The following is a 19833-nucleotide window of genomic DNA, read 5'->3' on the forward strand; positions in this document are numbered from 1 at the left end:
ACGGGGGGCCGCGATGATCGGAGAGGTACTGACACCATGGAGAACCCACTCGAGTCGGTGATCCGCCGGGCCCGTTCCGGCGTCACCGTCGACGGTGTGGCCGGCCACGAGCAGTTCGCCGGGCTGCTCGGTGCGCTGCTGGGGATCACGCTGGGGGCCGAGGACGTCCGGCGCCACGAGGACCCCGCGGACCTGGCCCGGCACATCGACGACCTGCGCGGCGGCCCGCCCGGCCTCACCGCGAGCAACGACAGCGGCCCGGCCCCCGCGTCCTACGGCCAGCGCGGCATCTGGTTCATCGACCAGTACTCGCCGCGGCCGGCGGCCTACAACGCGCCGTTCGTGTTCACCGTCAAGACCCCGCTGGACACCGGCGTGCTGCACGAGAGCCTGCGGGCCGTGCTGGCCCGCCACGAGATCCTGCGCACGACGTTCACCGCCGACGGCGGCGAGGTCTTCCAGCAGGTCAACCCCGACCCGGCCGCCGACTTCTCGACCGTCGAACTGAGTGTCGAGCGGCCGCTGGACGACGTCGTCGCCGAGGTCGTCGACACCGAGTTCGACCTGGGCAACGGCCCGCTGGTCAAGGTGGTCTGCGCGGCCGAGCCGGACGGGCCGACGCACGTCGTCTGCAGCATCCACCACATCGTCTTCGACGCGGCCTCGGCCGGGGTGTTCCTGACCGAGTGGTTCACCCGCTACCACGCCGCGCTCGCCGGGGACCCGTTCGACGAGGGCCCGGCTCAGCCGCAGTACCGCGACTTCGCCCGCCGGCAGCGGGAGACCGTCCGCGACGACAAGCTGGCCGACCTGCTGGGGTACTGGGAAGAGCGGCTCGCCGGGCCGCTGCCGCTGCTGGACCTGCCGACGGACCGGCCGCGGCCGCTGGAGCAGTCGCACCGCGGCGACATCGTCCGGTTCGACCTCCCGCCGGAGCTGGCCGAGCAGGTCCGCGCCCTGGCCGCCGACGAAGGCGTCACGCTGTTCATGCTGCTGGAAGCCGCGTACGCGGCGTTCCTGCACCGGCACACGCGCCAGGACGACGTCCTCATCGGCAGTCCCGTCTCGCTGCGGGACCTGCCCGAGACGGCCGGGATGCTCGGCTACTTCGTCAACATGGTCGTCTTCCGCCACGGCGTGCGCGCCGAGCTGCCGCTGCGGGAGCTGTACGCGCAGGCCGGCACCGAGATCACCGAAGCCCTGCGGCACAAGGACGCGCCGTTCGAGAAGGTCATCGAGCGCGTCAACCCGCCCCGCAGCCCGAGCCACGCGCCGGTCTTCCAGACCATGTTCGTGCTGCCGGACTCCGACTGGGCGGCCCTCGACCGGCTCGGCCTGGACGCCGACCTCGACCTCTACGTCAGCCGCAGCTCGAAGTACGACCTCTCGTTGATCGTCGAACAGGACGGCACGGCGCTGCGCGGGGTGTTCGAGTACGACACGGCGTTGTTCGACCGCGAGACCGTCGAGGAGTTCGGCGACCGGTACGTCCGGCTTCTCGAAGCGCTCGTCGCGCACCCCGGCGGCACCGTCGGTGAGCTGGGGCTGCTGTCGGACGCGCAGGAGCAGGAGGTGCTCGCGTGGTGCGCGCCGCCGGTGGAGGACACCACCCGCCGTCCGGTCGCGGAGCTGTTCGAGACGCAGGCCGCGGTCACCCCGGACGCGCCCGCGCTGGAACACGGCGACCGCGTCCTGACCTACCGCGAGCTCAACGGCCGCGCCAACCGGCTGGCCCGTGACCTGCGGGCGAAGGGCGTCGGACGCGGTGACCGCGTCGGCATCCACGTGCCGCGGTCGCCGGACATGGTCGTCGCGTTGCTGGGTGTCCTGAAGGCGGGCGCGGCGTACGTGCCGGTCGACCCGTCGTACCCGGCCGAGCGGATCGAGTACATGCTCGCGGACTCCGGCGTCGCGCTGGTGCTGGAGTCGGCGGACGCGGAAGCCACCGACGAGACCGACCTGGGCCGGCTGAAGACCGGCGACGACGAGATCTACGTCATCTACACCTCCGGTTCGACCGGGCGTCCCAAGGGCGTCGTGCTCACCGAAGCGACGGTGACCAACCTCGTCGAGTACCAACGCCGGACGTCGCCGATCGGCGCGACCGGGCGGACGTTGCAGTACATGACCTTGTCGTTCGACGTCTCGGTGATGGAGATCCTGGGGACGCTCTGCGCCGGTGGCACGCTCGTGCTGATCGACGAGGACCTGCAGAAGGACCTGCACCGGCTCAGCGGCTTCCTGCGTGACCACCGGATCTCCCGGACGTACCTGCCGTACGTCGCCGTGCAGCAGCTGGCCGCGGTCGCCGAGGACAAGCCGTTCCCCGACCTGGTGGAGGTCGCCTCCGTCGGCGAACAGCTGGTGATCACCCCGCAGATCCGCGCGTTCTTCGCGCGGCGGCCGGAAATCCGGTTCCTGAACATGTACGGGCCGTCCGAGACGCACCTGGCGTCCGCGCACGAGCTGAGCGGCGACCCGGCCGGCTGGCCGGAGGCGCCGTCGATCGGCGGCCCGATCGGGGGCCTGTCGATGCTGGCCCTCGACGACGGCGGCCGGCTCGTCCCACCCGGGGTGCCGGGGGAGCTGTACCTCGGCGGCGACCTGGTCTCGCCGGGTTACCACGGCCTGCCCGAGCAGACCCGTGAACGGTTCGTGGAGACGCCGTTCGGGCGCCTCTACCGCACCGGCGACCTGGTCCGCTACGACCGCCGTGGCGAGTTCGACTACCTCGGGCGCGCCGACACCCAGATCAAGATCCGCGGCTACCGCGTCGAACCGGCCGAGGTCGAGGCGGCGTTGAACGAGCTGCCCGAGGTCAGCGCGTCCGCGGTGGCCCCGGTGACGTTCGGCGCCGGCGACCGCCGCCTGGTCGGCTACCTCGTCACCGAACGGGAACCCGACCCGGTGCGGGTGCGGGCCGCGCTGTCCGGGACGCTGCCGGACTACCTGGTGCCGTCCCACTTCGTGCGGCTCGCCGCGCTGCCGATCGCGCCCAGCGGCAAGATCGACCGCAAGGCGCTGCCAGACCTGTTCGACCCGGGCACGACGACCGCGTCGCGGCCGCCGGAGACGCCGACCGAGCAGGCGATCGCCGAAGCGTGGACCGACCTGCTGGGCACCGGCGGGGTCGGCCTCGACGAGGACTTCTTCGCCGCGGGCGGGCACTCGATCCTCGCCACCGAGCTGATGTACCGGCTGCGCAAGCGGTTCGACGTCGACGTGCCGCTGCGGGTGCTGTTCGACAACCCGACCGTCGGCGGGATGGCCGCGCGCATCGACGCGCTGCGCTCCGGCGAGGACACCGGCGACCGCGTCGACCTGCGGGCCGACGTCCGGCTGCCGGACCACGTGCGCGTCGCCGACGGTGCGCCGATGGCCACCGCCGAGGACGTCCTGCTCACCGGGGCGACCGGCTTCCTGGGGATCCACCTGCTGCGCGAGCTGCTCACCGAGACCACCGACCGGGTGCACTGCCTGGTCCGGGCCACCGACGCCGATGCCGCGTGGGACCGGATCGCCGCGACGGCCGACCGCTACGGCATCGGGAAGTCCCTCGACCGCGACCGCGTCACCGCGATCCCCGGCGACCTCGCCGCCGAGCGGCTGGGACTGTCCGAAGCGGACTACGACGACCTCGCGCACCGCGTCGGCACCATCCACCACACGGCGGCGCACATCAACTTCGTCGCGCCGTACGCCTCGGTGAAACAGGCCAATGTGGACGGCCTGGCCCGGATCGTCGAGTTCGCCGCGTCCGGGCCGGTCAAGCCGGTGCACTACACCTCCACGGTGGCGGTGTTCTCGCCGAAGCCGCGGCCCGAGGCGATCACCGAGGACGACGTCCCGGACGACGCGCACGACCTGACGATCGGCTACACCCAGAGCAAGTGGGTCGCCGAGGAGGTCGCGCGGCTGGCCCGCGACCGCGGGGTGCCGGTGACGATCTACCGCATCGGCCGGATCGCCGGCGACAGCGAGACCGGCGCGCTGCAGTCCGAGGACTTCCTCTGGCGGCAGGTCAAGAGCTTCCTCGCCCTCGGCGTCGTCCCGCCGCCCGAGGAGCACGACACCGACCTGCTGCCGGTCGACTTCGTCGGCCGCGCGCTGGTCCGGCTGGCGAAGGCCCGCCCGGCGGAGAACGGCACCTGGCACCTGTTCAACCCCGGCATCAAGACCTTCGACGTCGTTTACGAAGCCATTCGCGAGCTGGGTTACCCGCTGCGCGAAATCCCGGTCGAGGAATGGCGCGCGGCGCTGGCCGACCGGGACAACCCGTTGTCCGCGATGGCCCCGCTCTACCAGGAAGGGGCCCTCGACATCGGCGACAACGTCTACGGCAACGAGCGCACCGGGCGCGAGCTCGCCCGGCTGGGCCTGTGCTGGCCGGAGATCACCCCGGCCGTGTTCACGAAAATGATCGGCTATTTCCGTGAAACGGGCGAATTCACCGGCTGACGCCGATTCGTCCCCGTGCTCCCGATATCCGGCTCAAGCAAGGAATGCGTGATGAGGAAGACGCTGCCCGCACGAGCCCGGCCGGTCCTGCACCGCGCCGCCGATCAGTGCGACGAGACCCTGTCCGACTACCCCGCCGCCCAGCAACCCGACTGGCCCGACCCGGCCGAACTCGCCGGCGTCCGCGACACGCTGTCCGAGCGTGAAGACGTCGTCGGCGCCGCCGAGGTGCTGCAACTGCGGTCCCTGCTGGCCCGCGCCGCCGAAGGCGAGTTCTGCGTGCTTCAAGCGGGCGACTGCGCCGAAGACCCGGCCGACACCGGCGTCCGGGCCGTGGCCCGCAAGATCGGCATGCTCGACACGCTCGCCGAGGTGATGCGGGTCGGCTCCGGCCGCCCGGTCCTCGAGGTCGGCCGGATCGCCGGCCAGTACGCCAAACCCCGCTCGCAGAACGTCGAGAACGTCGACGGCCACGAGCTGCCCGTCTACCGCGGTCCGATCGTCAACAGCCCCGAACCGACCGCCGAAGCCCGGCGGCCCGACCCCACCCGGATCCTGGACGCGCATGACGCCGCGCTCGGCGTCCGCGCGTCGATCGGCCGCCTCGGCCGGGGGACCGGAGCCGAGCCGGCCGGCCGGATCTGGACCAGTCACGAAGCCCTGCTGCTGGACTACGAGGTCCCGCTGGTGCGCCGGATGCCCGGCGGCCGCAGCTACCTCGCCTCGACGCACTGGCCGTGGATCGGCGAACGCACCCGGCGCTCGGACGGCGCCCACGTGCACCTGCTGTCCACTGTGGTCAACCCGGTGGCGGCGAAGGTGAGCGCGAAGGCGCCGATCGAGGACGTGCTGAAGCTCTGCGGGCAGATCGACCCGTTCCGCACGCCCGGGCGGCTCACGCTGATCCCGCGGTTCGGTGCCGCCCGCATCGGCGAGCTCGCACCGCTGGTGCGGGCGGTGCGCGACGCCGGGCACCCGGTGCTCTGGCTGTGCGACCCGATGCACGGCAACACCGTCGTCGCCGACGACGGGCTCAAGGTCCGCTGGCTCGAAGACATCATGAACGAGCTGCGCCAGTTCGTCCGGATCGTCACGGGGGAAGGCGGCGCGTGCGCCGGGCTGCACATGGAGGCCTCGCCCAGCGAGATCTCCGAATGCCACGGCGCCGGCATCACCGCCGCCCGCGGGCCCGGCTACACGACGCTGTGCGACCCGCGGCTCAACCTCACCCAGGCCGTCGCGCTGACCGCGCACTGGCAGCCCGAGGCGGCCCACGAACTCAGGACGGAGCTGGCGTCATGACCGTGACCCTCGTAACCGGAGCCGGCAGCGGGATCGGCGCCGCCACCGCGACCCTCCTGGCCGAACGCGGCCACACCCTCGCCTTGTTCGACCGCGACGAGGACGCCCTCGCCCAGGTCGCGAAACCCCTGCTGGACGACGGCCGCAGCGTCGAGACGCACGTCGTCGACGTCACCTCCAGCGCGGAGGTCGACGCCGCCGTCGAGCACGTCGAGACCGGGTTCGGGCCGATCGACGGCCTGGCGAACGTCGCCGGGGTGCTGCGGATGGGCCGGGTGGCCGAACTGTCCGACGAGGACTGGAACGAGACGTTCGCGGTCAACGCGACCGGGGTGTTCCACGTCTGCCGGGCGGTGTCCCGCCGGATGGCCGCGCGCAAGAGCGGCTCGATCGTCACGGTGGCGTCCAACGCCGCGGGCGTACCCCGCAGCCACATGGCCGCCTACGCCGCGTCGAAGTCCGCCGCGACCAGCCTGACCCACAGCCTCGGCCTGGACCTCGCGCCGCTCGGCATCCGCTGCAACGTCGTCGCGCCCGGCTCGACCGACACACCGATGCTGCGTTCCATGTGGACGGACGACACCGGGCGGCAGGCCACGGTCGACGGCGACCCCGGCCAGTTCCGCCTCGGCATCCCGCTGGGCCGGATCGGCGTGGCCGAGGACGTCGCCCGCAGCGTCGCGTTCCTGCTGTCGGACGAGGCCCGGCACGTCACCCTCGCCACCCTGCTCGTCGACGGCGGCGCGGCCCTCGGCGCCGTCTGAAGGAGGCCTGATGACCGGCATCACGATCGAACCGTACGACCTGCCCACCACCGTCCCGGCCAGCACCGCGACCTGGCGGCCCCACCCGGGCCGCGCGGCCCTGCTGATCCACGACATGCAGCGGTACTTCCTCGGCTTCTACCCCGAGGACGGCGAACTGCGGCGCACGCTCGTCCGCAACGTCGTCCAGGCGCGGGAAACGGCCGACCGGCTGGGCATCCCGGTGTTCTACACCGCCCAGCCCGGCTCGATGACGCCCGAGGACCGCGGGCTGCTGCAGGACATCTGGGGCCCGGGCATGAAGGCCACCCCGGCCGACCGGCAGGTGATCGACGAACTGACGCCGACGCCGTCGGACGTCGTGCTGACGAAGTGGCGCTACAGCGCGTTCCACCGCACCGACCTGCTCGACCGGCTGCGCGCGGCCGGTCGCGACCAGTTGATCGTCTGCGGGATCTACGCGCACGTCGGCTGCCTGGTCACCGCCGTCGAGGCGTTCACGCATGACATCGAGACGTTCTTCGTCGCCGACGCGGTCGCCGACTTCGGCCCGGACGAGCACCGGCTCGCGGTGGACTACGCGGCCCGCAACTGCGCCGTCGCGACCACCACGGCGGCGCTGGTCGGCGAGCTGGAAGGGGCGGTGGTCACGTGAGTCCCCTGCCCATCCGCGCGGGCTCGCCGTACGCGATCCTGCACCGGCCCGGCAGCGGCCGCGGCGACCAGGTCGAGATCGTCTCCGGCCCGGTCCGCACCGCCGAGCGGCTGGCCGACCTGACCCTGGACGACGGCTCGTGGGAAGGCCGGGGCCGGCACACGAAACTGGTCCTGCTCCCGTACCGGCAGCTCGCCGAGCGCGGGTACGACTGCCCGGACGACCAGGTCCCGCTGCAGGTGATGGACATCGAGGCCCAGACGACGCTGACCGTCGCCGAGACCCTCGCGGCGCTGCCCGACGGCGTCCCGCCGCTGGAGGACCGCGCGTTCGACCTCGGCGACGACGAGTACGCCCGCACGGTCGAGCGGATCCTCGACGACGAGATCGGGGCCGGCGAGGGCGCGAACTTCGTGCTCTCCCGCAGCCTGCGCGGCCGGTTCCCCGGCTTCGACGACGACGTCGCGCGGGCGGTCTTCAAGCGCCTGCTGGGTGCGGAAGCCGGGGCGTACTGGACGTTCCTGGTCTTCACCGGCGAGCGCTACCTGCTCGGCAGCACGCCCGAGCAGCACGTCCGGCTGTTCGACCGCACGGTGACCATGAACCCGATCAGCGGCACCTACCGCTACCCCGAGGGCGGCGCCGACGCCGAAGGCCTGCTCGAGTTCCTTCACGACGAGAAGGAAGCCGACGAGCTCTGCATGGTCGTCGACGAGGAACTGAAGATGATGGCCGAACTGTGCGACCGCGGCATCCGGGTGTCCGGGCCGCGGCTGCGGCGCATGTCGCGGCTGGCCCACACCGAGTACTCCCTGGAGGGCGAGACCGGCCGGCCGCTGACGGAGGTGCTGCGGCACACGCTGCTCGCGCCGACCGTCACCGGCAGCCCGCTGGTCAACGCCTGCCGCGTGATCCGCCGGTACGAGCCGAAGGGACGCGGCTACTACAGCGGCGTCATCGGGCTCGTCGGCAGCGACGACGACGGCCGCCGCTCCCTGGACTCGGCGATCCTCATCCGCACCGCGGACATCTCGCCGGTCGGCGACGTCCGGCTGGCCGCCGGGTCGACGATCGTGCGCGAGTCGGCGCCGCTGTCGGAAGCCGCGGAGACGACCGCGAAGGTGTCGGCCGTCCTGAAGTCGCTCTCCGGCGAAACCCGCGCCGCCACGGCCTCGCCACCGCCGTCGACGTCGTCCGACGAGGTGCGTTCGGCGCTGAAGGCGCGCAACGACGGGAAGTCCCGGTTCTGGCTCGACGGCGCCCGGCCCGGCACCGGGTCCCGGGTGCGGATCACCGTCGTCGACGCCGAAGACGCGTTCACCTCGATGCTGGCCTACCAGCTGAAGTCGGTGAACTGCGACGTGACGACCGTGCCGTGGGACGCGGGGGAACTGCCGGAGCACGACCTGGTGCTGCTCGGCCCCGGGCCGGGTGACCCCAACGACGTCGGCGGCGCGAAGGTCGGCCGGCTGCGCGCACTGGCCGCGGACCTGCTGCGCGAAGGCCGTCCGCTGGTCGGCGTCTGCCTGGGCCACCAGGTGCTCTGCGCCGAACTCGGGCTGCCCGTCCAGCGGCTCGCGCGGCCCAACCAGGGCCGTCAGGCCCACGTGACGATCGACGGGACCCGCCGCGCGGTCGGGTTCTACAACAGCTTCGCCGCGCGGACGGCCGACGACCGCGTGGCGGTGCCCGGCCGCGAGCCCGCCGACGTCGTCCGCGGGCTCGACGACCAGGTCATCGGCCTGCGCGGGCCGGGACTGGCGACCATCCAGTTCCACGCCGAGTCGTTCCTGACCGAGGACGGGCCGGCGATCCTGCGCGACGTCGTCGACCACGCGACCGAAGGAGGCAGCTCATGACAGCGACCGCCCCGGCGTTCGACCGCGCCCGGCTGAGGACCTTCCTCGGCCACTTCACCACCGGCGTCACCGTGGTGACCTACCGGCGCGGCCCGATGGTGCGCGGCGCGACCGTCAACGCGTTCACGTCGGTGTCGCTGGACCCGCCGCTCGTGCTGATCTCCCTGGACCGGCGCAGCCGCTCGGTGCAGCACCTCGGCGACGGGCCGTTCGTGGTCAACATCCTCGCCGAGGACCAGCAGGACGTCGCGATGCACTTCGCGGGCAAGCCGCTGGCCGACGACGACGTGCCGTGGGTCGACCTCGACTCGCCGGTGCCGCGGCTGGGCGGCACGGTCGGGCACGTCGAGTGCACCCCGTGGCGCGCCTACGACGGCGGCGACCACGTGCTGCACGTCGGCGAGGTGACCGGCCTCGACCTGGCCGGCGGGCGGCCGCTGCTGTTCTTCGGCGGCGAGTTCCCGCGCCTGGCCGAAGAACCCGAAGCACCGCACTGGTCGTGGTCGCTGGACGACCCGACACCCCAACGATGGGAGGCAGGCAAGTGAGCGAGACGACGACCCGGCCGTTGACCGGGGACGAGTACCTGGAGAGCATCCGCGACGGCCGCGAGATCTGGGCCTACGGCGAACGCGTCGACGACGTGACCAAGCACCCGGCGTTCCGCAACACCGCCCGGATGACCGCGCGGCTGTACGACGCGTTGCACGACCCGGAGAAGCAGGACGTCCTGACCACGCCGACCGACACCGGCAGCGGCGGGTTCACGCACCGGTTCTTCCGCGCGCCGAGGTCCGCACAGGACCTCATCGGCGACCGGGACGCGATCGCCGAGTGGGCCAAGATGAGCTACGGCTGGCTGGGCCGCAGCCCGGACTACAAGGCGAGCTTCCTCGCCACCCTCGGCGTCGACCCGGGTTACTACGGCGAGTTCGAAGGCAACGCGCGTCGCTGGTACGCCGAGGCCCAGGAGAAGGTCCTCTTCTGGAACCACGCGATCATCAACCCGCCCGTCGACCGGCACAAGGCGGCCGACGACGTCGGGGACGTGTTCGTGCACGTCGAGGAGGAGCGTGACGACGGCCTGGTCGTCAGCGGCGCCAAGGTCGTCGCGACCGGCTCGGCGCTGACGCACGGCAACTTCATCGCCCACTACGGGCTGCCGGTGAAGAAGCGCGAGTTCGCGCTGGTGGCGACGCTGCCGATGGACTCGCCGGGCCTGAAGCTGATCTGCCGGCCGTCGTACGCGCTGCAGGCGGACACGACGGGCAGCCCGTTCGACTACCCGCTGTCGAGCCGGCTCGACGAGAACGACACGATCTTCGTGCTCGACAAGGTGAAGATCCCCTGGGAGAACGTCTTCGTCTACGGCGACCAGGCCAAGGCGGCGACGTTCCTGTCGGCGTCGGGGTTCCTGAACCGCTCGACGTTCCACGGCGTGACGCGGCTGGCCGTGAAGCTGGACTTCCTGGCCGGGCTGCTGCTCAAGGGCGTCGACGTCACCGGCACCAAGGACTTCCGCGGCATCCAGACCCGCATCGGCGAGGTCATCGCGTGGCGGAACATGTTCTGGGGCCTGAGCGACGCGATGGCGCTCAACCCGGACCCGTGGAAGGACGGCGCGGTGCTGCCGAAGCTCGACTACGGCATGGCCTACCGCTGGTTCATGACGATCGGCTACCCGCGGGTGCGGGAGATCATCCACCAGGACCTGGGCAGCGCGCTGATCTACCTGAACTCGCACGCCAGCGACTTCCAGAACCCGGAGCTGCGGCCCTACCTGGACAAGTACGTCCGGGGCTCGTCGGGCTACGACGCGGTCGAGCGGGTCAAGCTGATGAAGCTGATCTGGGACTCCGTCGGCACGGAGTTCGCCGGCCGCAACGAGCTCTACGAGCGGAACTTCTCGGGCAACCACGAGAACGTCCGGATCGAGATGCTCACCGCCCAGCAGGCGTCCGGGCAGGTCGACGGCTACAAGGGCTTCGCCGAGCAGTGCCTGGCCGAGTACGACCTCGACGGCTGGACCGCACCGGACCTGATCAACCCCGATCGGCTCTGACGTGAGCCACGACGTGACGGAGGGCCTCCCCGCGGTGCGGGAAGGCCCTCCGGTCGTGCGTCTGTCAGCTGGTTCCTCAGCTTTCGACGAGCATCAGGCAGAACCCGTCGTGGCCGCGGCTGCCGACGGTCTGCACGGTCGTCGCGGTGACGCGCGGCTCGTCGGCCACCAGCTGGTTGAACCGGCGCACGCCCTGCACCGCCGGGTTGGGGCTGTCGGCCTCGATGACGAGCCCGTCGAGCACCACGTTGTCCACGACGATGACGCTGCCCGGGCGGGTCAGCTTCAGGGCCCAGCCGAAGTACTCCGGGATGTTGGCCTTGTCGGCGTCGATGAACACGAGGTCGAACGGCTCGCCGCCCGCCAGCTGCGGCAGCGTGTCGAGTGCCTTGCCGACGCGCAGGTCCACGACGTCGGACAGGCCGGCGTTGTCGATGTTGCGCTGCGCGACCTCGGCGAAGGACGGTTCGGCCTCCAGCGTGGTCAGCGTGCCGCCCGCCGGCAGCGCCCGGGCCAGCCAGATCGCGCTGTAGCCGCCGAACGCGCCGATCTCGAGGATGCGGCGCGCGCCGTGGGTGCGGGCGAGCAGGTGGAGGAACTTGCCCTGGTTGGGTGCCACCGCGATCTCCGGCAGCCCGGCCTCGGCACTGGCCTTGGCCGCGAGGTCCAGGGCGGCGTCGTGCTCCACCATCAGGTTCGAGGTGTAGGTGTCGATTTTCGTCCACTGGTCTTCGCTCATGTCTCCCGATGTTACTTGAGGAAGGCGCGCGACTATAGGGATAATGGATTATTTTTCTCGTCAGGTTGATTTCCTGGAGGCAACCACTGTAGTGTCGAAGGAGATCGGGCGGTTGTTTCGCCGCCGCCCCCGATGATCGATCAAGGCCACTCTCCGAGGCGCCGTCTGGGAATGCTTTCCCGGCGCCGGAAGAAAGGATGGCGACATGTCCGAGAACGCCGTGGCGACCCTCGAGTCGCCCCGCCTTGCCCCGCTCCGCGCGGCCGCGTTCCACCACCTGGGGATCCAGACCGCCGATCTCGCCAACTGCGTCTCCTGGTACCAAGAGTTCTTCGGCTGCAAGGAAAACTGGAACCTCGACGAGTTCTCCGAGCTGACCACCAGCCGGCTGCCGGGCATCGTCAAGCTCGTCGAGCTGCGGGCCGGCGGCACCCGGTTCCACCTCTTCGAGCGCGCGGGCGAAGGCAGCGAACCGCCCGAGCCCGGCAACGCGCAATTCCAGCACGTCTGCATGGAGGTCGGCTCGCCGGCGGAAATGTCCGCCTGGCAGCGGCACTGGACCCGGTTGTACGAATCCGGCCGATTCCATTTCACGCGTGACGAACCGGCGACGGAGATCGTCACCGACGACGACGGCGTGCAGAGTTTCTACGCATTCGACGTGAACGGCCTGGAATACGAGTTCACCTGGATTCCGGAGGCCGCGTCATGACCGTTCCCGTGCTGACCGAGGTCCCCGTGCGCGAGGGGTGGGACTTCGGCGACTTCCCCTACGGCCTCGAACCACTGACCATCCCCGACGCCGGCACCGAGCCCGGCGGCGACGGCCCCTGCTCCCGCTTTGCCGGGCTGTGCACCCACCTGGAGCACATCTCGCGCAGCGGGGTGCCGGGCCCGGTCGAACCCGTCGAGTCGTCCGACCGGCTGTACTGGTTCCGCTGGATCACCGGCCACCAGGTGACGTTCGTGCTGTGGCAGCTCGTCGCCCGCGAACTGGCCATGGCCGAACGCGGCGAGCGTGACCGCGAGGCCGCGCTGGCCTCGGCGGCGCTGTTCACCCGCGGCTTCAGCGCGATGCTGCTCTACACCAGCTCGACGCCGATCGACGTCTACCACGAGGTCATCCGGCCGAGCATGTTCCTGCAGCACCGCGGGTTCAGCGGCACGTGGGCGCCGGACTTCGCCCCCGTCCGCGATCTCTACCGCGGCAAGGGCCTGCCCGAAGACGACTCGCCCGGCGTCCAGGCCCTGCGCGACGAAGTCGGCTTCTACCAGCGCGTCCACGGCGGGATCGCGGCCAAGCTGGTGCCGAGTGGACGGTCGCTGCTGCAGGACGCGGCGGGCGCGGGCGAGGCGCCGCACCCGGACGTGCTGAGCGTCGTCTACGACAACTACTTCATGACGCTGCGGGCGCCGACGTCGCTGCCGGACGTCGTGGCCCAGCTGTTGCGGCGGCTCAACGCCGTGGCGCTGGACGTCACGCAGAACGGCGTCGACGCGGTGTCCGACGCCGAGGACCCGCCCGCCGAGCTGACCAGTCCCGAGGTCCGCTCCTGTGAGGCCGGGTTCGTCGGTCTCCTCGCCGACGTCGCGGCGTGCGCGGCCGGCTCCCCGGCGGACTGAGCCGTGCGCCACGGCATCGTGTTGCTGCCCGAGCAGCGCTGGTCCGCCGCGCGGGACCGCTGGCGCCGCGCCGAGGAGCTCGGGTTCGACCACGCCTGGACCTACGACCACCTGATGTGGCGCTGGCTGCGCGACGAGACCTGGTTCGGCTGCCTGCCGACGCTCACCGCCGCGGCCGGGGTGACGTCGAAGATGCGGCTCGGCTCGCTCGTCGCGACCCCGACGTTCCGCCACCCGGTGCCCTTCGCCAAGGAGCTGATGACGCTCGACGACATCGCCGGCGGGCGGCTGATCTGCGGCGTCGGCTCCGGGGCCGGCGGGTACGACGAGAGCGTCTTCGGCGCTGGACAAGAAGGCAGCCGGGCCGGGCGGTTCGCGGAGTTCCTCGAGCTGACGGACCTGCTGCTGCGGCAGCCGGTGACGTCGTACGAGGGCGAGTACTACCGCTGCGAAGGCGCCCGGATGGTGCCGGGCTGCGTGCAGCGCCCGCGGCTGCCGTTCGCGGTCGCCGCGACCGGCCCGAAGGCGATGGGCCTGGCCGCGCGGTACGCCGAAACGTGGATCACCGCGGGGGCGCCGGGCCGGTTCGACGCGCGGCGCTGGGACCTGGTCGTGCCGGAGCTGAAGGACCAGCTGCGGGCGTTCGAAGACGCCTGTGCCGCGGCGGGCCGCGAGCCGGCGGCGGTGGGGAAGCTGCTGGTGACGGGCGCGACCGTCGGGGGCGTGCTGGATTCGGCGCAGTCCTTCCGGGACGCCTCGGGCACGTTCGCCGACCTCGGCTTCACCGACCTGGTCGTGCACTGGCCCCGGCCGTCCGAGCCCTACCAAGGGGACGAGCGGGTCCTCGACGAGCTGGACCTGGCCTGAAAGGAGCAGCATGCCCGCGTACGAGATCGTCAACATGTTCGCCGACCACGTCTACGCCGGCAGCGCGCTCGGCGTTGTCCCGCGGGCCGGTGACCTCGACACCGCGGGCATGCAGGCGCTGGCCCGCGAGATCAACCACACCGAGACGGCGTTCGTGCTGCCCCCGACCGGGACCGGCGCCGACTACCGCGTCCGCGTCTTCACACCCGAGGCGGAGTCGCCGTTCGGCGGGCATTCCAGCGTCGGCACGGCGGTGACGCTCGCGCGGCTGGGCCTGATCCCCGCTGGGCGGGTCGTGCAGGAGTGCGGCCCGAAGCTGCTGCCCCTCGACGTCTCCGCCGAAGCGGGCAAGATCACCGCGAAAGACCCCCTGGCCAGCGAAAAGCTGGATGCCGGGGTTCTGCTCGGCGCCGTCGGCCTGCCCGCCTCCGTGGCCTTCAAGGCCGGCGGCGCCTTTCCCGCCGCGTGCGGGTTCGGCCCGGCGTTCCACTTCCTCCCGGTGCGCGCCGACGCCGTCGCCGCGGCGAAACCCGACTTCGACCGGATGGCGGCCGCCGACCTCGCCGACGTCCTGGTGTTCAGCTGGGACCCGGCGACCCGCACCGCGCACGGCCGCCTGTTCGCGCCGGGCTACGGGATGCCCGAGGACCCGGCCTGCTCGTCGGCCGCGCTCGGCCTGGGTGTCTGGCTCGTCGAGGCGGGCTGGCTCCCAGAAGGCGACTTCACCCTGCGCCAAGGCCATGAACAGGGCCGTCCGTCCACTTTGTACGGCTCGGTCCAGGTCGCCGACGGCCGGCCGGTGTCCGCCTCGGTCTCCGGCGCCGTACTGCCCGCGGGCACGGGTGAGCTGGCCGATCCGGACCGCGAGAAGGGAAGCTGACGTGCTCGACCGACCCGAACTGCTCGGTACCCGAGGTGCCGTCTCGTCCACGCACTGGCTCGGCTCCGCCGCCGGGACGGCGATGTTCGACCTGGGCGGCAACGCCTTCGACGCCGCCGTCGCCACGGCGTTCGTCATCCAGGTCGTCGAACCGCACCTCAACGGCCCGGGCGGCGACGTCCCGATCCTGGTCCACGACGGCGCGACCGGCGAGGTCGAGGTGATCTGCGGCCAGGGCCCGATGCCGGAAGCCGCGACGCCCCAGGCGTTCCGCGACCGCGGCGTCGACGCCATCCCCGGCTCCGGCCTGCTCCCGGCGGTCGTCCCCGGCGCGTTCGGCGCGTGGCTGCGGCTGCTGCGCGACCGCGGGCGCCTCGACCTAGGCACCGTGCTCGCCCCGGCGATCGCCTACGCCGAAGACGGGTACCCGCTGCTGCCGAAGGCGGCGGACATGATCGACGTCCTCGCGCCGCTGTTCCGCGAGGAATGGACCGGCTCCGGCGAGGTGTATCTGCCCGGTGGCCGGTCGCCGAAGCCCGGCGCGCGGATCTGCAACCAGCCGCTCGCCGCGACCTACCGGCGGATCGTCGCCGAGGCCGACGCCGCCAAGGGCGGGCGCGAGAACCGGATCGACGCCGCGATCACCGTGTTCTACGAAGGGTTCGTCGCCGAGACGATCGCCGACTTCCTCGCCACGGCCGAGCCGCTCGACTCCACCGGCCGCCGCAACAGCGGCCTGCTCACCGGCGACGACCTGGCCGCGTGGCGGCCCACGATCGAGCAAACGGTCAGCGCCGACTACCGCGGCCACACCGTGCACAAGGCGGGCCCGTGGTCGCAGGGACCGGTGTTCCTCCAGCAGCTGGGCCTCCTGGAGGGCTTCGACCTGGCCGCGATGGACCACGGCGGCGCCGACCACCTCCACACGGTCGTCGAGAGCGCGAAGCTCGCCTTCGCCGACCGCGAGGCCTTCTACGGCGACCCGGCCCACACCGACGTCCCGCTCAAGGAGCTCCTGGACCCGGCGTACGCCGCGGCCCGGCGTGAGCTGATCGGCAGGAAGGCGTGCGGCGACCTGCGTCCCGGCATGGACGGCTGGTTCCCGGAACCGCCGCTGCCCGGCGAGCCGGACACCGACTGGCGCGCCCAGCTCGTCGACGGGATCCCGGCGGTCGTCAAGCTGACCGCGGCCAAGGGCGACACGTGCTGCATCAGCGCGTCGGACCGCGACGGCAACATGGTCGTCGCCACCCCGAGCGGCGGCTGGCTGAAGAGTTCCCCCGTCATCCCCGGCCTCGGCTTCCCGCTCGGCACGCGCGGGCAGATGGCGTTGCTGGACGAGGGCCACCCGAACACGGTCGCGCCCGGCAAGCGCCCGCGGACCACGCTGAGCCCGACCCTGGTCACCAAGGACGGGCGCCCGCACCTGGCGTTCGGCACGCCGGGCGGCGACCAGCAGGACCAGTGGACGCTGAACTTCTTCGTCAGCCACGTCGACGGCGGCCTGCGTCCCCAGGCGGCCGTGGAACAGCGGGCGTTCCACACCGACCAGGTGCCCTCGTCGTTCGCGCCGCGCTCGGCCCGCCCGAACCGGCTGGTCGTGGAGAACAGCTGCCCGCCGGAGGTGGTCGCGGAGCTGCGGGCGCGCGGCCACGACGTCGCCCTCGCCCCGGACAAGTCCCTGGGCAAGGTCTGCGCGACGGGGTTCGACGGCGACCTCGTCCTGGCCGCGGCGAGCCCGCGCGGGCAGCAGGCCTACGCCGTCGCCCGCTGAGACCGGAGGTGTCGTGGTGAAGTCCGTACTGGAACTGTCCCCGAGCCGGCGTGCGCTGGCCGAAGTCACCGACGAGCTGGGCCGGGGCCGGCCCGCGGTCGTCCACAACGGACGCGAGGCGGTGTTCGTGCTGCCACTGGCCGAGATTTCGGTGTCGGGAGTGGCCTTCCTGGTCCGCCACGGCTCGGGTCTGCTGATCGCAGCTTTGCCGCGGAGCCGCTGTGACGACCTTGGCTTGCCGAGGATGTGGGGCGTGTTCGAGCGGCCGTCGGACTACTGCGTCACGGTCGACGCGGCGGACGGCATCACCACGGGCATCTCGGCGACCGACCGCGCGACGACCCTCTCGCGCTTGGCCGACCCGTCCGCGGGCCCGGCGGACTTCCAGCGGCCGGGGCACGTGATGACCCGCGCGACCCACCCGGACGGCGTCGTCGGCCACGCTGGCTTCCCCGAAGCGGCGTCCGACCTGGCGGACCTGGCCCACTGCGGCCCGGCGGCGGTGTACACGCACATCGTCAGCCCCCCCGACCCGACGCGGCTCGCGAAGCCGGAAGAGCTGGACCGGCTACGCGGCGAGTGTGCGTTGCCGGCGGTGAGCGTGGCGATGCTGCGCGGGTTCCGGACCCGGCTGGCGTCAGCCGCGTAGCCGGGCATTGAGCCGGGCGGCTTGCCGTGTGAGGTGGTCGCGCTCCGGCACGCTGGCCGCCGCCCGGGCGGCCTCGGCGTAGAGCCGGGCCGCGCCCGCCGCGTCGCCGTCGCGCTCGTGGAGGTACGCCGAGACGGCCGTGTAGCGCGGCAGCGCGGGGTCGAGGTCCGCCAACGCCGCGAGGCCGGCTCGGGCGCCGTCGGCCTCGCCGACCGCGACGGCCCGGTTGAGCCGGGCCACCGGGCTGCCGGTGAGACGCACCAGCTCGTCGTACCACTCGACGATCTGCACCCAGTCGGTCTCCTCGGCCGTCTGCGCGTCCGCGTGCAGCGCGGCGATGGCCGCCTGGGCCTGGAACTCGCCCATGCGGTCGCCGGTCAGCGCCGTCTGGAGGATGTCGACGCCCTCGGTGATCAGGCGGGTGTTCCAGCGGCTCCGGTCCTGCTCGGCCAGCGGTACAAGACTGCCGTCGGACCCGGTGCGCGCGGGCCGCCGGGCGTGGTGCAGCAGCATGAGCGCGAGCAGGCCCGCGACCTCTTCGTCGTGGGTCCCGACCGCCAGCTGGCGGGTGAGCCGGATCGCCTCGGCGGCCAAATCAACACTGCCACCATAGCCCTCGTTGAAGACGAGGTAGAGCACGCGCAGCACCGTGGTGAGATCGCCGGTCCGCGTGAGCCGGACGCCCGAGACGGTCTTCTTGGCCCGGCTGATCCGCTGGGCCATGGTCGCTTCCGGCACCAGGTAGGCCTGCGCGATCTGGCGCGTGGTCAGGCCGCCGACCGCGCGCAGCGTGAGCGCGACGGCCGACGCCGGCGTCAGCGACGGGTGCGCGCACAGGAAGTACAGCTGGAGCGTGTCGTCCACGGCCGCACCCGGCTCGGGCGCGGGCTCGTCGTCGACGCGCTCCTCGCGCTGCCGCCGGGACGTCTCGGCGCGGGTGGCGTCGAGGAACTTGCGCCACGCCACGGTGATCAGCCAGCCCTGCGGGTCGCGCGGCACCTCGTCCGGCCACGTGCGCAGCGCCTCGATCAGGGCGTCCTGCACGGCGTCCTCGGCCGCCGCGAAGTCGGCGCCGCGCCGGACGAGGATGCCGAGCACGGTGGGGGTGAGGGTCCGCAGCAGGGCTTCGTCCACGGACGTCACTCCGTGATCGTCGGGGGCGCGGTCAGGAACGGGCGCACCTCGAGCCACTCCTGGATCGGCGTCCCGCCGGCACCTGGTGCGGCGGACAGCTCGCCGGCCAGCTCGAGCGCCCGCTCGTAGCTGTCGACGTCGATGATCGTCCAGCCGGCGATCAGGTCCTTGGTCTCCGCGAACGGCCCGTCGGTGACCGGCGGCCGTCCCTCGCCGTCGGACCGGACGAACGTGCCGTCGGGGGAGAGCGGCCGGTGTTCGACGAACTCGCCGGTGCTCTCGAGCCGGTCGGCGAAGTCCTGCATGTACTGGACGTGGGCCGTGAGCTCCTCCGGAGTCCACTGGTCCATCGGGACGTCGTTGACCGCGGCCGGGGCGCCCCGGTAGTGCTTGAGCAGCAGGTACTTGGTCATGGTGATCTCCTTCGCGAGGTGGTCTTCGGGGACTCAGGCGCTCTGCCGCGCGGCACGTTCGTGCATCAGCTCCTCGACGGCGCTGGGCAAGGTCTGCTCGAAGTCGATGAGCTTCGCCCAGGTCGGGGTCACGACGATCCGGACCATACCGTCGTAGAGGTCACGCACCTCCGCCTCCCACTCGACGCGCTGCTCCGGCGTCATCTCGTAGGTGCCGTTCATCTGCAGGTACTCCTCCGGGATGCCGTCGACGACGTCCAGTTCGGCCTGGCCGCGGATGAGCAGGATCTTGGGCGGGTGCACCTCGGTGTCGATCGTGAGGGCGACCGCCGGGTTGGCGCGCAGGGCGTGCAGCTTGGGGGCGTTCTTCGGGGTGCAGAGGACGATCTGCGAGCCGGTCCAGGTGAACCCGATCGGGATGGTGCGCGGGGTGCCGTCCTTGGCGACGTAGGCCAGCCGGGTCAGGTCGCGGCCCAGCAGCTCCTGGCTGTACGGGCGGTTCAGGATCTCGGTGATCTCGGTCTGGTGCACGGTTCCTCCAGTGGTCGCTGTCGCCCCTGGGACGGAGCCGGTCCCGCATTCTCGACATCACCGCGGGGGACGGGTCCCGAAATTTTTCGCGGCCCGTCCTAGAGTGCGGCGACTCCAACCGAA

The 19833-nt window shown here is 72.0% G+C and carries 17 protein-coding genes; 13 read left to right on the forward strand and 4 right to left on the reverse strand.

The annotated features are described in order from the left end of the window. Positions 1-36 precede the first annotated feature (36 nt). The 7 genes from OG439_RS12790 to OG439_RS12820 are packed head-to-tail and all read left to right on the forward strand — an operon-like array spanning position 37 to position 11100. Positions 37-4458, forward strand: coding sequence for a non-ribosomal peptide synthetase family protein (locus OG439_RS12790; RefSeq protein WP_326949599.1), 4422 nt, complete (start codon positions 37-39; stop codon positions 4456-4458). A 51-nt stretch (positions 4459-4509) separates the two neighbouring features. Then, positions 4510-5760 (forward strand): 3-deoxy-7-phosphoheptulonate synthase, encoded by a 1251-nt coding sequence (locus OG439_RS12795; RefSeq protein ID WP_326949600.1) that lies wholly within the window; start codon positions 4510-4512, stop codon positions 5758-5760. Further along, positions 5757-6524 carry a 2,3-dihydro-2,3-dihydroxybenzoate dehydrogenase gene (locus OG439_RS12800; RefSeq protein WP_326949601.1) on the forward strand — a complete coding sequence of 256 codons (768 nt, stop codon included), beginning with the start codon at positions 5757-5759 and terminating at the stop codon, positions 6522-6524. The genes OG439_RS12795 and OG439_RS12800 overlap by 4 nt, the downstream gene beginning before the upstream one ends. Positions 6525-6534: 10 nt before the next feature. After that, positions 6535-7179 carry an isochorismatase family protein gene (locus OG439_RS12805; RefSeq protein WP_326949602.1) on the forward strand — a complete coding sequence of 215 codons (645 nt, stop codon included), beginning with the start codon at positions 6535-6537 and terminating at the stop codon, positions 7177-7179. Continuing rightward, a complete protein-coding gene (locus tag OG439_RS12810) occupies positions 7176-9038 on the forward strand; it encodes an anthranilate synthase family protein (protein WP_326949603.1) in 1863 nt (620 codons plus the stop codon). The genes OG439_RS12805 and OG439_RS12810 overlap by 4 nt, the downstream gene beginning before the upstream one ends. Continuing rightward, the gene (locus OG439_RS12815) at positions 9035-9586 is read left to right on the forward strand and encodes a flavin reductase family protein (RefSeq protein ID WP_326949604.1); all 552 of its coding nucleotides are present in this window, start codon (positions 9035-9037) and stop codon (positions 9584-9586) included. Before OG439_RS12810 ends, OG439_RS12815 begins: the two co-directional genes overlap by 4 nt. Beyond that, entirely contained in the window at positions 9568-11100 is a 1533-nt protein-coding gene (locus OG439_RS12820; protein ID WP_371827526.1) for a 4-hydroxyphenylacetate 3-hydroxylase family protein, read from the forward strand. Before OG439_RS12815 ends, OG439_RS12820 begins: the two co-directional genes overlap by 19 nt. A 76-nt stretch (positions 11101-11176) precedes the next feature. Here the strand turns inward: OG439_RS12820 and OG439_RS12825 are convergent, their stop codons facing one another. Next, a complete protein-coding gene (locus OG439_RS12825) occupies positions 11177-11839 on the reverse strand; it encodes an O-methyltransferase (RefSeq protein WP_326949605.1) in 663 nt (220 codons plus the stop codon). Between the two features lie 205 nt (positions 11840-12044). Here OG439_RS12825 and OG439_RS12830 point away from each other — a divergent pair, with 205 nt between their 5' ends. The 6 genes from OG439_RS12830 to OG439_RS12855 are packed head-to-tail and all read left to right on the forward strand — an operon-like array spanning position 12045 to position 17632. Then, on the forward strand, positions 12045-12551 hold the full coding sequence (locus OG439_RS12830; protein WP_326949606.1) for a VOC family protein: 507 nt from the start codon (positions 12045-12047) through the stop codon (positions 12549-12551). Next, positions 12548-13462: a hypothetical protein gene (locus OG439_RS12835; protein WP_326949607.1), complete on the forward strand. Its 915-nt coding sequence runs from the start codon at positions 12548-12550 to the stop codon at positions 13460-13462. Before OG439_RS12830 ends, OG439_RS12835 begins: the two co-directional genes overlap by 4 nt. 3 nt (positions 13463-13465) lie before the next feature. Continuing rightward, positions 13466-14329: an LLM class flavin-dependent oxidoreductase gene (locus OG439_RS12840; RefSeq protein ID WP_326949608.1), complete on the forward strand. Its 864-nt coding sequence runs from the start codon at positions 13466-13468 to the stop codon at positions 14327-14329. 10 nt (positions 14330-14339) lie between these two features. Beyond that, positions 14340-15209 (forward strand): PhzF family phenazine biosynthesis protein, encoded by an 870-nt coding sequence (locus tag OG439_RS12845; protein WP_326949609.1) that lies wholly within the window; start codon positions 14340-14342, stop codon positions 15207-15209. 1 nt (position 15210) lies between these two features. Then, a complete protein-coding gene (locus OG439_RS12850; protein WP_326949610.1) occupies positions 15211-16983 on the forward strand; it encodes a gamma-glutamyltransferase family protein in 1773 nt (590 codons plus the stop codon). Positions 16984-16999: 16 nt separating this feature from the next. Beyond that, a complete protein-coding gene (locus OG439_RS12855; RefSeq protein WP_326949611.1) occupies positions 17000-17632 on the forward strand; it encodes a 3,4-dihydroxy-2-butanone-4-phosphate synthase in 633 nt (210 codons plus the stop codon). On the opposite strand, the gene OG439_RS12860 is transcribed toward OG439_RS12855, so the two are convergent. Genes OG439_RS12860 through OG439_RS12870 form a run of 3 tightly spaced genes read right to left on the reverse strand, consistent with a single transcriptional unit; the run spans position 17621 to position 19710 of the window. Then, positions 17621-18766, reverse strand: coding sequence for an RNA polymerase sigma factor (locus OG439_RS12860; protein ID WP_326951537.1), 1146 nt, complete (start codon positions 18764-18766; stop codon positions 17621-17623). The genes OG439_RS12855 and OG439_RS12860 overlap by 12 nt on opposite strands. A 5-nt stretch (positions 18767-18771) precedes the next feature. Next, positions 18772-19179: a YciI family protein gene (locus tag OG439_RS12865; protein WP_326949612.1), complete on the reverse strand. Its 408-nt coding sequence runs from the start codon at positions 19177-19179 to the stop codon at positions 18772-18774. A gap of 33 nt (positions 19180-19212) precedes the next feature. Next, positions 19213-19710: a pyridoxamine 5'-phosphate oxidase family protein gene (locus OG439_RS12870; RefSeq protein ID WP_326949613.1), complete on the reverse strand. Its 498-nt coding sequence runs from the start codon at positions 19708-19710 to the stop codon at positions 19213-19215. Positions 19711-19833: the final 123 nt, after the last annotated feature.

The sequence above is a fragment of the Amycolatopsis sp. NBC_01307 genome (assembly GCF_035975215.1).
Taxonomy (GTDB): Bacteria; Actinomycetota; Actinomycetes; order Mycobacteriales; family Pseudonocardiaceae; genus Amycolatopsis.

Excerpts from the sequence above, each read along its gene's own strand:
- OG439_RS12845 (WP_326949609.1), top strand. The coding sequence starts at position 14,340 with ATGCCCGCGTACGAGATCGTCAACATGTTCGCCGACCACGTCTACGCC.
- OG439_RS12805 (WP_326949602.1), top strand. The coding sequence starts at position 6,535 with ATGACCGGCATCACGATCGAACCGTACGACCTGCCCACCACCGTCCCG.
- OG439_RS12835 (WP_326949607.1), top strand. The coding sequence starts at position 12,548 with ATGACCGTTCCCGTGCTGACCGAGGTCCCCGTGCGCGAGGGGTGGGAC.
- OG439_RS12865 (WP_326949612.1), bottom strand. The coding sequence starts at position 19,179 with ATGACCAAGTACCTGCTGCTCAAGCACTACCGGGGCGCCCCGGCCGCG.
- OG439_RS12825 (WP_326949605.1), bottom strand. The coding sequence starts at position 11,839 with ATGAGCGAAGACCAGTGGACGAAAATCGACACCTACACCTCGAACCTG.
- OG439_RS12815 (WP_326949604.1), top strand. The coding sequence starts at position 9,035 with ATGACAGCGACCGCCCCGGCGTTCGACCGCGCCCGGCTGAGGACCTTC.
- OG439_RS12830 (WP_326949606.1), top strand. The coding sequence starts at position 12,045 with ATGTCCGAGAACGCCGTGGCGACCCTCGAGTCGCCCCGCCTTGCCCCG.
- OG439_RS12800 (WP_326949601.1), top strand. The coding sequence starts at position 5,757 with ATGACCGTGACCCTCGTAACCGGAGCCGGCAGCGGGATCGGCGCCGCC.
- OG439_RS12795 (WP_326949600.1), top strand. The coding sequence starts at position 4,510 with ATGAGGAAGACGCTGCCCGCACGAGCCCGGCCGGTCCTGCACCGCGCC.
- OG439_RS12790 (WP_326949599.1), top strand. The coding sequence starts at position 37 with ATGGAGAACCCACTCGAGTCGGTGATCCGCCGGGCCCGTTCCGGCGTC.
- OG439_RS12820 (WP_371827526.1), top strand. The coding sequence starts at position 9,568 with ATGGGAGGCAGGCAAGTGAGCGAGACGACGACCCGGCCGTTGACCGGG.